The 12,889-nt window shown below is 43.8% G+C and carries 9 protein-coding genes; 2 read left to right on the forward strand and 7 right to left on the reverse strand.

From position 1 onward, the window contains the following. Nucleotides 1–72 precede the first annotated feature (72 nt). The 7 genes from ald to IEY67_RS18665 all read right to left on the reverse strand — a co-directional run bounded on the left by ald (nucleotide 73) and on the right by IEY67_RS18665 (nucleotide 9,925). Nucleotides 73–1,179: an alanine dehydrogenase gene (ald, locus tag IEY67_RS18635; protein WP_122374026.1), complete on the reverse strand. Its 1,107-nt coding sequence runs from the start codon at nucleotides 1,177–1,179 to the stop codon at nucleotides 73–75. Between the two features lie 153 nt (nucleotides 1,180–1,332). Next, nucleotides 1,333–1,899 carry an ORF6N domain-containing protein gene (locus tag IEY67_RS18640; protein WP_183670852.1) on the reverse strand — a complete coding sequence of 189 codons (567 nt, stop codon included), beginning with the start codon at nucleotides 1,897–1,899 and terminating at the stop codon, nucleotides 1,333–1,335. A 181-nt stretch (nucleotides 1,900–2,080) separates the two neighbouring features. Beyond that, nucleotides 2,081–3,223 (reverse strand): glycerate kinase, encoded by a 1,143-nt coding sequence (locus IEY67_RS18645; protein WP_183670850.1) that lies wholly within the window; start codon nucleotides 3,221–3,223, stop codon nucleotides 2,081–2,083. A gap of 86 nt (nucleotides 3,224–3,309) precedes the next feature. Further along, nucleotides 3,310–6,696: a preprotein translocase subunit SecA gene (gene secA, locus IEY67_RS18650; protein ID WP_183670848.1), complete on the reverse strand. Its 3,387-nt coding sequence runs from the start codon at nucleotides 6,694–6,696 to the stop codon at nucleotides 3,310–3,312. Nucleotides 6,697–6,867: 171 nt separating this feature from the next. Beyond that, nucleotides 6,868–8,457: an alkaline phosphatase family protein gene (locus IEY67_RS18655; RefSeq protein WP_122352916.1), complete on the reverse strand. Its 1,590-nt coding sequence runs from the start codon at nucleotides 8,455–8,457 to the stop codon at nucleotides 6,868–6,870. 16 nt (nucleotides 8,458–8,473) lie between these two features. Continuing rightward, nucleotides 8,474–9,655: a lipoprotein N-acyltransferase Lnb domain-containing protein gene (locus tag IEY67_RS18660; RefSeq protein ID WP_183670844.1), complete on the reverse strand. Its 1,182-nt coding sequence runs from the start codon at nucleotides 9,653–9,655 to the stop codon at nucleotides 8,474–8,476. A 30-nt stretch (nucleotides 9,656–9,685) separates the two neighbouring features. Next, nucleotides 9,686–9,925, reverse strand: a complete 240-nt coding sequence (locus IEY67_RS18665; protein ID WP_122352918.1) for a GlsB/YeaQ/YmgE family stress response membrane protein — start codon at nucleotides 9,923–9,925, stop codon at nucleotides 9,686–9,688. 965 nt (nucleotides 9,926–10,890) lie between these two features. Between IEY67_RS18665 and IEY67_RS18670 the strand changes: the two genes are divergently transcribed. Then, nucleotides 10,891–11,619 carry a type III pantothenate kinase gene (locus IEY67_RS18670; protein WP_229801129.1) on the forward strand — a complete coding sequence of 243 codons (729 nt, stop codon included), beginning with the start codon at nucleotides 10,891–10,893 and terminating at the stop codon, nucleotides 11,617–11,619. Beyond that, complete coding sequence (gene bamG, locus IEY67_RS18675; RefSeq protein ID WP_122374033.1) at nucleotides 11,606–12,886, forward strand: BamG family beta-barrel-assembly machinery protein; 1,281 nt, start codon at nucleotides 11,606–11,608, stop codon at nucleotides 12,884–12,886. Before IEY67_RS18670 ends, bamG begins: the two co-directional genes overlap by 14 nt. The last annotated feature ends 3 nt before the right edge of the window (nucleotides 12,887–12,889 follow it).

Raw genomic sequence — 12,889 nt, forward strand, 5'->3', positions numbered from 1 at the left:
AATATAAAGGATTGTAAATGTCGGTTATGTTCCGGACAAAGATCAGGAGCATAACCGACATTTGTTTTGGGGTTATAATACGGCAGGATAGCAGGGGAGTCCGAAGGCTTCGGCTACTGCCGGATAGACGATTTTCCCTTCTATGATATTCAGTCCGGGATAAAGGCTTTTGTCTTCTTTGCATGCCTCTTTCCATCCTTTATCCGCCAGTTCCAGTATATAAGGCAATGTCGCATTCGTCAATGCCAGTGTAGAGGTCTGGGGGACGGCACCCGGGATATTGGCTACGCAATAGTGGACGATCGTATCGACCGTATAGACCGGATCGGCATGTGTTGTGGGATGTGAAGTCTCGAAACAACCTCCCTGGTCGATGGCGACATCTACCAGGACGCTTCCCGGCTTCATTAATTGCAGCATCTCTTTTGTTATCAGGTGGGGAGCTTTGGCTCCGGGGATCAGAACGGCACCGATCACCAGGTCCGTGTATGGAAGCTCTGTCTCGATATTGTGGGTGGAGGAATAAAGTGTTTTTACATTAGCGGGCATGATTTGCTCGAGGTAACGTAAGCGGGGTAGTGAAATGTCGGCTATTGTCACGTCGGCACCGAGTCCGGCGGCCATCAATGCGGCGCTATGTCCGACTATACCACCTCCTAGCACCAATACGCGAGCTGGTTTTACTCCCGGTACGCCTCCTAAAAGGATGCCTTTTCCACCCTGCGGTTTTTCCAGGAAGCGGGCACCTTCCTGTATCGACATACGTCCGGCAACTTCACTCATAGGGATCAGAAGAGGCAGTGTACCGTCCGGATTTTCAACGGTCTCATACGCCAGGCAGATGGAACCGCTGTCCATCATGGCAAGTGTCAGTTTTTCGTCTGAAGCAAAATGGAAATAAGTAAAGACGAGTTGTCCTTTGCGTACCAATGAGTATTCGGAGGCAATCGGCTCTTTTACTTTAACGATCATTTCAGCAGTCTGGTAAACGTCGCTTATCGACGGGAGAATCTGTGCTCCGGCTTCTACATAGGCTGAATCAGGAAAACCGCTGTTTTCACCGGCTGTATGTTGTATATAGACGGTGTGTCCTCTCTTCACCAATTCTTTAGCTCCGGCAGGCGTAAGCGCTACACGGTTCTCATTGTTTTTGATTTCTTTGGGAATTCCGATGATCATAATGTTAATGTTTAAATGTTGTTATGCTGCAATATACATAAAGATATGACATTATGCTGTAAAAGAATGATTTTTATTTCTTTTTGACAAGTGATGGTTGATGGCTGGACTTCGCGATTGAATATAGAAAGAAATGAAACAGTAATGGCAAAGTCACTTTGGCTTCACAAATCCTACCGGGTTGCGCGGCTTATCAGACTGTTTCTTTTGGACTTGCAATTCTGCCAGAGTTTTATTGATTAATTCCAGTTGTATCCGGGTATCTTCGTTTATGTCGTTGTAGTCAGTAAAAACTTCCTCAATGTATTCTTTGAGTTCTTTTACTTCTTGCTGAAGTTCTGCGGTTTTATCAACAGGAGGGTTAGTGATCATTTGCCGCACAGCAACAAAGGCACGCATTATGTTGATATTCACCTGTATTGCTGTATTTGAACGGAGTACACTGCTAAGCATAGCCACTCCCATTTCTGTAAAAACAAAAGGCATGTATTTAAGGTGCTTTCCTTGTTCCATTTTTAAGGTCACAATTTGTGATCTTAAAGATTCCTCTTTTGTTAACTGAAACATGAAGTCTTCCGGGAAACGGTCAATATTACGTTTTACTGCCTGATTTAAGGTTCTTGTTTCTACTCCGTACATTTCTGCCAAATCACGATCCAGCATAACTTTATGCCCTCGTATCTCATAGATCTTACTTTGAATTATTCGTATTTCATTCATAGTTGGTTTTTTAAGATAATTATTAATATCATTGGTCGCAAATGTAATGAATTAATTGAAATTATCCCACTCTTCCAAACATGCTTTTCGTAAAAACTCAAATCTGATAAATATTGAACCTTTTGCTATCTCCATTATCAGGACATATTGACTCGTTATTGATAAACACTAATGTTCCTCTTTAAAATAATAAGTTAAGAATATAGCAAATCTGTTCTATGGTCCGTCGGATATTACGATAGGCATAGTCTGGTTGCATCGCTTTTTCCAGGGAGATGGGGGCAGGGTGTATAGGGAATATAGCGGACAGACCTGCTTCCCGTAATTCTTTGTCTGCTGTAATATCTAGTTGTCCGGTGATGGCAATGACAGGAATCTGCTGTGAGGCTGCTGCACGGGCAATGCCGACAGGTACTTTGCCGAACAATGTTTGCCGGTCCATCTTTCCTTCTCCGGTGATCACCAGACCGGCCCCGCGAATGATCTCGTCAAAATGCAGATAATCCATAATCAGTTCGATACCCGGAGATATATTAGCTTGCAGAAAAGCGACACAACCTCCTCCCATACCGCCGCCGGCTCCTGCTCCGGGCAGATGACCGATCTCTTTTCCGGTCGTTTCAAAAATAAGTTCAGCCAGGTGTTCCATCCCTTTGTCGAGTGCTTTGATTTGTTCTTCATTCCCTCCTTTTTGCGGACCGAATATACAGGCTGCTCCCTGCGGACCATAAAAGGGATTGGTAACATCGGTTGCTATATGAAAAGTGCAATCCTGTAATTCTGGTAATTGGTTTTGTGTGTCGATATGCCGGATGGAGGAAAGACTTTTCCCTCCTTTTTCCACCTCATTACCCTTTTCATCAGTGAAGCGGATACCCAAAGCCTGCATCATCCCTGTTCCGGCATCGTTCGTCGCACTCCCGCCCACACCGATAATAAAATTGCGGCAGCCGCGTTCGATGGCGTCGGCTATCATTTCACCCGTGCCGTAGGTGGTCGTATCCATAACATTCCCCGGTTTCAAAGGAATCAGATCCAGACCGCTGGCAGCCGACATTTCGATGATTGCCGTCTGTCCGTCTCCCGTCATACCGTAGCTGGCCTGAATCGGTTGCATCAAGGGGTTATGCACCGGTATAGTTATGATTTTCCCTAGGGTTGCATCTACCAGCGCATCGACAGTCCCTTCGCCACCGTCGGCTATAGGTACTTTGATCACTTCACATCCGGGCAAAGTATTCTGTATCCCTTCTTCTACGGCGTTGGCGATGGAGGAGGAGGAAAGGCATCCTTTAAAAGAATCGACAGCGATAACTATTTTCATTTTCTATCTGTTTGGATGGGGTAAAGATACAAAAAAGGGCAGCTTAACCAGTAAGCTACCCTTTCTATCTGTTATCTTGTCAGGTTTTATAAACCTTGTCCGTGACAGTTTTTGTATTTCTTGCCGCTTCCGCAAGGGCAGAGATCGTTACGTCCTACTCGCTTTTCGGCACGAACCGGTTCCTGGCGCGGTTGCTGCGGAGCACGTTCTTCCGGATCATTGTTTCCGCTGATGTCGGTTTTTTCCGTACGGTAACGGCTCATGTCCTGGCGTTGTTCCGGACCAGCTTGTCTTACTTCGATACGGCGACGCTCTGCTGCGGCAGCCTGCTGCTGAGCTTGCTGTGCAGCCGCCTGGCGTTCAGCCATAGCCTGTCTTTCTTCTTCTGTCGGCTCTTCACGCACCGGGATCTGTCCGCGCATCAATACGGCGGCTGTTTTACGGTTCATGGTGTCGACCATCGATTTGAACAGGTTGTAAGATTCCAGCTTGTAGATCAACAACGGATCTTTGTTTTCGTAGCTTGCATTCTGTACCGAGTGGCGCAGTTCGTCCATTTCGCGCAAATGTTCTTTCCATGCTTCGTCGATGGTATGCAGTACGATCGATTTCTGGAATGCTTTCGTGATCGCTTTGCTTTCAGTTTCGTATGCTTCTTTCAGATTACATGAAACATTGTACATACGTTTACCGTCGGTGATAGGGATCATGATATTTTCGTACATAGCGCCCTGGTGTTCGTAAACCTGTTTGATCACCGGGTGGGCTACCTGTGTCATACGCTCCATGCGGCGTTTGAATGTCTGCAAAGCCTGTTCGAACAACTTGTCACCCAACTGTCCGCCTTTCATGCTCTTGAATTCTTCCTCTGTGAACGGACTTTCCATAGCGAAAGTCTTGAACAGTTCCAGCTTGAATCCTTCGTAGTCGATTCCGTCCGAATGTTGGTCGGCAATGGCAATAGAAGTATCGTAGATCGTATTCAGTACGTCCAGACCGATACGTTCTCCCATCAAGGCGTGACGGCGGCGGGTATAGATCACGTTACGTTGTGAGTTCATCACATCGTCATATTCCAGCAAACGTTTACGGATACCGAAGTTGTTTTCTTCTACCTTCTTCTGTGCACGTTCTACCGATTTGCTCAGCATATTGTGTTCCAGTACTTCACCTTCCTTGAAGCCCAGTTTGTCCATCAGTCCGGCAATCTTGTCGGAAGCGAACAGACGCATCAGGTTATCTTCCAGTGATACGTAGAATACAGAAGAACCCGGGTCACCCTGACGTCCTGCACGACCACGCAACTGGCGGTCTACACGGCGGCTTTCGTGACGTTCCGTACCGATGATGGCTAAACCGCCAGCGGCTTTTACTTCCGGCGACAGCTTGATGTCGGTACCACGACCGGCCATGTTGGTTGCGATAGTCACCGTTCCGCTCTGACCCGCCAAGGCTACGATCTCAGCTTCTTTCTGGTGTAACTTCGCATTCAATACATTATGTTTGATCTTACGCAGGGTAAGCATACGGCTCAATAACTCGGAGATTTCGACTGAAGTCGTACCGACCAGTACCGGACGTCCCGCTTCTACCAATGCACTGATCTCTTCGATCACGGCAGCATATTTTTCGCGTTTGGTCTTGTAGATACGGTCGTTCATATCGTTACGGGCGATCGGACGGTTTGTCGGGATCACCACTACATCCAGTTTATAGATGTCCCAGAACTCGCCTGCTTCCGTTTCGGCTGTACCGGTCATACCCGACAGCTTGTGATACATACGGAAATAGTTCTGCAGAGTAATGGTAGCGAAGGTCTGTGTTGCAGCTTCAACCTTTACACCTTCCTTGGCTTCAATAGCCTGGTGCAGACCGTCAGAGTAACGGCGGCCGTCCATGATACGTCCGGTCTGTTCGTCTACGATCATCACCTTGTTGTCCATCACCACATATTCATCGTCTTTTTCAAACAATGTGTAGGCTTTCAACAACTGGTTAATAGTATGTACGCGTTCGCTTTTTACAGAGTAGTTGGCAAGGATCTCGTCTTTCTTAGCCTGCTTTTCTTCTTCCGAGCCTTTGAAGTTTTCCAACTGTGACAGTTCGGAAGTGATATCCGGCAAAACGAAGAAAGTAGGGTCGTCGGAACGGCCTGTCAGCAGGTCTATACCTTTATCCGACAGTTCGATGCTGTTATTTTTCTCATCGATCACGAAGTACAGTTCGTCGGTGGCTTCGTGCATATGACGCATGTTTTCCGACATGAAGTATTCTTCAGTCTTCAACATCTGGGCTTTCACACCCTGTTCACTCAGGAATTTGATCAACGCTTTGTTACGCGGGTATCCTTTGAATGAACGGTATAATTGGATAGAACCTTCTTCTACTTCTTTCGGATCGCTGCTGGCCATCTTTTTCTTGGCCTCGATCAGCATTTTGGAGCACAACTCTTTCTGTGCGTTTACCACGACTTCCACGTTCGGACGGAACTGTTCGAACAGTTGTTCTTCACCACGGGGGATCGGACCGGAGATGATCAACGGTGTACGGGCATCATCGATCAATACGGAGTCGACCTCATCGACGATGGCATAATTATGTTTGCGTTGTACCAGGTCGCTCGGGCTGATCGCCATATTGTCACGCAGGTAGTCGAAACCGAATTCGTTGTTTGTACCGAATGTGATGTCGGCGTTATAAGCAGCGCGGCGGGCATCCGAGTTCGGCTGGTGTTTATCGATACAGTCTACGGAAAGTCCGTGGAACATATAAAGCGGTCCCATCCATTCCGAGTCACGTTTTGACAGGTAGTCGTTCACGGTTACAACGTGTACACCGTTACGTGTCAGGGCGTTCAGGAATACCGGTAGGGTTGCTACCAATGTTTTACCTTCACCGGTTGCCATTTCAGCGATCTTACCTTTATGCAGAACGACACCACCGAACAGCTGAACATCGTAATGTACCATATCCCATACGATCTCATTACCACCGGCTTTCCAGTGATTCAGGAAGATTGCCTTGTCACCTTCGATACGAACGAAATCGTGTTTGGTTGCCAGATCGCGGTCGAAATCGCTTGCAGTAACTACCACTTCTTCATTTTCAGTGAAGCGGCGGGCTGTTTCTTTCATGATAGAAAAAACTTCCGGAAGAGATTCTTCCAGAACGATCTCCATCTTGTCGGTGATTGCCTTTTCGATTTTATCTACTTCAGCCCAGATAGCTTCACGTTCTTCCAGTTCTTTATCATCGATGCCTTTGCGAAGCTCTTCTACCTGAGCCCGTTCAGCAGCTACATAATCCTGAATACGTTGTTTGATTTCATCTGTTTTTGCTCTCAGTTCATCGTTCGAGAGCTTTTGGATTGACGGATATACGGCCTTGATCTTATCCACGTACGGAGTGATCTCTTTCAGGTCTCGCTGCGACTTATTGCCGAACAGCTTCGTCATAAATTCATTAAATCCCATGATATATATTAATTTATTTATTTCGTAAAGTGTTTATTTGTTGACGATCGGATTAATTTGATCACCGGAATGATATATTTCTATCAAATTCCATGCCAAAATTAATACCTGTCAAATTTTGTTTATCGAGTAGTGGGAGGTTAACAACAATATTGAATGACCGGTCAGGTCTTATCTTTTGATCGTCAACTCCCAAAGGGGTAAGCTTTGAGAAGCGTTAGGTGGCCGTATCCTCAGCACATGGGTTACCGTGGGGGCTACCTCTGTGGCTTTTACTTCGCGGTAGATGTGTTCCGGCTTGATGCCGTTACCGATAAATACAAGCGGAGTAATGACTGCGTTGTTACGAATTATTTTAACTTTTTCTTTCGGATTGTCGTTGTTGATGATCCAGCTCGGTTGTAATTCGATGATCAGGTCACCACGTTTCAGGTGATGAGTACCCTGACGGAATTTAACCGTTCCTTCGTTCCATTCACCGGTTCGAAGGGCATGCTCGGTTGTTACATGCTGAACTCCGCTGAATTCCATCAGGAACTCGGCACACTTATCCTGAATCTCTGTCAGGCTGAGTTTGGCATCTTCAATAGCCTTGCGGTTCAGATAAATCTGGTTATTATAGAAACCTTTTACCCAATTGCTCTGTTGGCCGTAGATAGCCATCAAATACATGTTGAGCAGCGCTACGCAACGTTTCGGATGAAATTCGCCGCCGTTTATCTGTAGCCCGTCCGCATATTCCTCTTCACTGGTGTAATAACCGGAACCGGTAAATACGACCAATGTATTGGCTAGACCGACTTTCTTGTCGATAGCATCCAGCAACTGTTCCAGGTCTTTATCCAGTTGATAGTAGGTATCCTGGATTTCACGGGTATAATCCTTGCTTAGTATCCCTTTGTAATTACCGGCATAGTACGTAACAGCCAGCATATCCGGACAGCTTCGTGTGCCGAAAGCCCCATATTCCAGGAACTGTAATGCCAGGCGGTTGATCTCCTTATTAATGAAAGGAGTTGTTTTCAACTTTGGAAAACAATCGTTCGTCTTCTCATTAAAGGTATATTTGAATGGGATTTCATCCAGCACATACGGAAAAGCATTATACTTGTCCAGTGGGAGGGAAGGTGTCCATACCATCTGGTCCAGGCGGGCAGACAAAGATTCTACCCCATTGTTATAACGATCTACGTACCAGGGGATTCCTTTGTAATAGGTAGTCGTAGCCCATTTCCCGTTTATGTCATCCATCCAGAATGCCCCGTTGGCAGCATGTCCTGCGGAAAGGATGGCGCTTTCAGGATCGGGAGCGATCGCAAAAACGTCGCTTCTTCCTTTGGATGCGATTTTCAGCTCATCTCCGATCGTAGAGCTGAACATCTTTTTGGGAGAATAGTTCTCACGTGTATAATTCCCCAGATAGTCTTTATCGTAAAGGACTGAAGTTTCTTTATCGTTGTCGAAATCGTAGATTTTATTTCCGGTAACTCCGTGAAAACAAGGATTACTTCCGGTAAATAAGGTGGCGAAAGCGCTTGCCTGGTCGACATCCGTGAATTCAAATTTGATATTGTTATATACCAAACCCTCATTCATCAACCGTTTGAAACCGCGTTCACCGAATGTATTGTAGAAATATTCGATATAATCGCCTCTTAACTGGTCTACGGTAATACAAACCACAAGTTTGGGGGTACGTTGTTGTGCCTCCAGGTTGGTAACTACCAGGATTGCGATAAGTGACGTTATTATTTTTCTCATTCGATTCTCCATCTGTTCAAATATGTGCCCGCCATCTGTATATACCGTATCCGGAACGTAGCCAAAGCGTGGCTACAAGCGGGATAAATGCTATATTTAAGTGTTGTGGGATGAAGTACCAACCCGCCAACAGCAGCGTAAGCGCCGCAAAGTTAATAAAATGATAATAATATGCAGCCTTTCTGAACTTTTTTACTGCAAACAAAATAACAGCTACCAGGTCGAAAGGTTGTAACCACGCAATCGACCAGTTTGGCCAGATGCATGGATGCGTCGATATGAAACAGAGGAAAAATAATACCGTACCGGCCACTCCTGCAAGGAAAAAGAGGATGCAGTCCACCAGACGGAAATAGGTTTTTCTCTTCCATTCGACAAATGTGATCGACAGTACCAGCAGGAAAATAATCATGCTGCATAACATAGGGGTGAACCATTCTTTCGTACCGTTGGTGTCGTCGATCACTTCTTCCGAAAGTCGGTTTGTCTGTTTGATCAGTTTTCTTTCGCTTCCGTCCGGATTGACAATGGTTGCTTTTTCGAATTCTTCTTTCAGGTAAACCGGTAGGAACATCATTTCATGCGGCGTGGCGATCCGGTCGGTCGGACTACCCAATGCCAGGTCGCATCCGAATGTCAGCCATGAGTTATTTCGCGTACAATAATTAATAAGGTCGCGGAATGTTTGTGGCTTAGGAGGATCGTTATATTTAACTTTCCCGCTTACCTGTTCTTCCACGATAGCGACCGGCCGGGTGGCACAATTGTCGAAAAAGAAATTGTACCTGTAAACCGCATTCTCCGGTTGTGCATTGGTGATCAGTGCATTCCATATCTTATTGATTTCTTCGGGGGTGAGGTTTAGTACCTGCTCGGTCACTTCGCTTCCCCGCATCTGATATTCTATTATATAATGTGAGAAATTGTACGCAGCCAGTTTATAATCCGTTTCCCCTTTCGTGAAGCGATAAATGAAGTTGGGTTTTGAAAAGTCGAAAATACCATAGTTGAATACGACATCGAGCTTATGCAAAGTATCTATTACCCGTATGGCTGTATGTCCGTACAGGGTGTAGACTTCATCATCGGATGGAGCTGCCGTCAATATGCTGATCTGCGCTTCGTCGCTTAATCTGTTTTGCGCCTTTGCCGGGATCAGGCAAAGGAGCAGAAAAAGCAGAAGCAAGTTCTTTTTCATACGATAAATTTTTATCGCACAAAGGTAAAGCTATTTTTTAAATAGAGAAACGATCCATAATAAAACGATGGCACCGATAGTCGACATGACCAGGCTTCCGATGACTCCGTTCACGCTCAATCCCAGCAGCCCGAATATCCATCCGCCCAATACACCGCCGATGATACCTACTATCAGGTTTACAATCAACCCGAATCCACTTCCCTTCAATATCTTCCCAGCCAGAAAACCGGCAAGGATACCAATAATAATCGAACCTATAATTCCCATAATAACCTAATTTAGTGTTGTTATTAATAAACAAGGGATCGAGGGCTTATGTTTAAACAAATGAATCGGTTGAGAGTAAATCTGTTCTTCTTTTTGTCAAAATGATATTTCATCTGTTTCATTACTTGAATATATGAGTCCGGGGACGAGTAAAGGCTTTTTTAGACGATTCTCCGATGGTTTTATTATGTCTTTTTGTTGATAAAAAAGGGACTGGTCGATGAATATAGCAGTGATGTATATATTGTTGTGACTTTATGTTCTGGTATATCGGTTTCCGGATGATTCGTGAAAGATGATTTTGTGCCATGTCTAAGAGTGGTCTGTGGTAAAAATATGCCTGAAAGCATAAAATCCAGAACAAAAAAACATACCAACTTCTCGATATTAAAGGTTCTTTAACACGTTTTTCTGTTAAAACGAACCCCCTTCTCATTTAAAATGAAAAAAAACTCGTTTAAAACGAGATGGGTTTTTTGTTTAATCCAAATTTAGTTAGGTAAAAAAGCGGGAATAAGAGAGATGAATGTTAATTAATGTGTATATGTATTCGCTAAAACAGTTATTCCGGATAATGTGTATGTAAGTATATTTGTGTACTGTGAATCTGTTTGATATTAAAATATGGTTATAAATATCTTTTTGCTAATTTGTATGAAAGAATATATCAGAATCTGATTTTGGGTAAACTCTTCTATTGGACCGGGGCCTATGGATCTGACTATAGGTAGCGGGTTTGATTCATTTACTGCATATGATGCAAATTCATTGATAGTCATTGTTATAAAGAAAATTAAGAAAAAACACTCTGTTTATTTCAAACCATTGAATCCGGTGATTATGTTGGTAAAGCAAAAGAAATAGGAGCATCTGAAAGTTTTTTTGCTGATTATTTTACAGGTTGTACCTTAGTTATGCCTGTTATTTCACCAATTTTGCTTTTCTTTGCGGAAAATTTCAGTCACGTGAATTTAATTATAGAACAAGGAAACACCTCTTCAAAAGTTGCGGTATACAACGGACGGCATATGGAAGCCTCTTTTGTATACAAGAAATTCGATGTTGATGAATTGGAGTCTCTCTTTGGGAAATACGATTTTAAACATGGAATATTGTCGACAGTGATAGGCAAGAACGAAGAGCTGAACGATTACCTTCGGGGGAAACTTCAGCGTTTCATCTTTTTGGATGAGACTATCCGATTGCCTATTTCGGTTCAATATGAAACGCCTGAAACTTTGGGAAAAGACCGGCTGGCTGCGGCAGTTGGGGCTAATTACCTGGAACCGGGAAAAGACCTGCTGGTCATCGACGCTGGCACAGCAATCACTTACGAACTGATCGAAGCTTCAGGCATTTATCTGGGGGGAAATATTTCTCCGGGTATGACTACGCGTTTCAAAGCTTTGAATTTTTATACAAAAAAACTACCTTTGGTGACGGAACAGGAGGAGATCCCTTTATTGGGAACAAATACTGAGAGTGCTATTCAAGCAGGAGTAGTAAATGGAATAGTCTACGAGATGGATGGGTACATCGAGATGTTACGGATAAAATATCCTAATCTTTTGGTTTTTTTAACAGGCGGTCATTCGTTTTATTTTGAAAGACGGCTAAAAAACTCCATCTTTGCAGACATTAATTTAGTGTTGACAGGATTAAATAGAATCTTAGAGTATAATGTTGAAGATTAATAAGCTACTAATAGCAAGCATTCTTATATTGACACAGTTGTCGCTCGCGGCACAAAATAACACTAACTCGCCATATACCCGCTTCGGTTACGGTGAATTGGCTGATCGCTCGTTTGGAGCAGGACGGGCAATGGGTGGTGTAGGTTTCGGATTGAGATCATCGAAACAGATAAACCCGATGAACCCTGCTTCTTACAGTTGTATGGATTCATTGACATTTCTTTTTGATTTCGGAGCATCCGGACAATTGTCATGGTTTGACGATGGAATCAATAAGCAACACAATATTAATGGAAACGTTGAATATATCGCATTGCAGTTTCCTCTGCATGAACGTATTGCCATGAGTGTCGGTATTTTACCCTATTCTTATGTCGGATATAGTTTTGGTGCTGTACGAACGAATAGCGACGGTTCCAATTATGTGGAATCATTTAATGGTTCCGGCGGATTAAACGATTTGTATGCTGGTTTGTCTATAGATATATGGAAGAAGCGTCTTTCAGTCGGAGCAAATGTCGGATACCTCTTTGGTAATATCAAGCATGAACAGGCAAATGCATTTGTAAACAGTTCAGGATATAATACTGTCCGGAATCAGAATCTGGAAGTGCGGGATATAAAACTGGATTTTGGTATTCAGTATACTCACCCTATCAGTAAAAGGGAAGAGATTACATTGGGTTTAGTTTTTTCTCCGAAAAATCATCTGAACTCGACGTATATCAATACAACGTATAATGTGAATAGTTCCGGTTCAGCCGAAGTTGTAGCTTCCGATACGACGAAGAGTCTGGCTTTCGATATACCGAATTCGATTGGTTTTGGTGCATCGTATGTGAAAAAGGATAAACTGACATTAGCTGCGGACGTACTGTACGAAACATGGGATAAGGCTTCTTATTCAGGTTCAAAAGATAGTTTTAAAGACCGTGTCCGGGTAGCTGCCGGTGGTGAGATCATTCCGAACTATCAGAATCGTAATTTTTTCAGCCGTGTAAGATACCGTGCCGGTGCTCATTACAGCAATTCTTATTTGATGATAAATAATACAGAAGATGCTGCCTATAAGGGTAACGGATATAATGAATATGGTGTGAGTGTTGGTTTTGGATTGCCTTTGATTGATAACCGTTCGTTATTAAATATATCTTTTGAATACAATAAGATTAAACCTGGTGGGAAAAACATGATCGATGAACAGTATTTCCGTTTTACTATTAATTATACATTTAATGAAATGTGGTTCTGGAAGAAGAAAATTTAAATT

Source organism: Parabacteroides faecis (assembly GCF_014647375.1).
In the GTDB taxonomy this organism is placed as follows: Bacteria; Bacteroidota; Bacteroidia; order Bacteroidales; family Tannerellaceae; genus Parabacteroides; species Parabacteroides faecis.

Coding starts and splice junctions, on each gene's coding strand:
- ald (WP_122374026.1), bottom strand. CDS start 1,179: ATGATCATCGGAATTCCCAAAGAAATCAAAAACAATGAGAACCGTGTA.
- IEY67_RS18640 (WP_183670852.1), bottom strand. CDS start 1,899: ATGAATGAAATACGAATAATTCAAAGTAAGATCTATGAGATACGAGGG.
- IEY67_RS18645 (WP_183670850.1), bottom strand. CDS start 3,223: ATGAAAATAGTTATCGCTGTCGATTCTTTTAAAGGATGCCTTTCCTCC.
- secA (WP_183670848.1), bottom strand. CDS start 6,696: ATGGGATTTAATGAATTTATGACGAAGCTGTTCGGCAATAAGTCGCAG.
- IEY67_RS18655 (WP_122352916.1), bottom strand. CDS start 8,457: ATGAGAAAAATAATAACGTCACTTATCGCAATCCTGGTAGTTACCAAC.
- IEY67_RS18660 (WP_183670844.1), bottom strand. CDS start 9,655: ATGAAAAAGAACTTGCTTCTGCTTTTTCTGCTCCTTTGCCTGATCCCG.
- IEY67_RS18665 (WP_122352918.1), bottom strand. CDS start 9,925: ATGGGAATTATAGGTTCGATTATTATTGGTATCCTTGCCGGTTTTCTG.
- bamG (WP_122374033.1), top strand. CDS start 11,606: ATGTTGAAGATTAATAAGCTACTAATAGCAAGCATTCTTATATTGACA.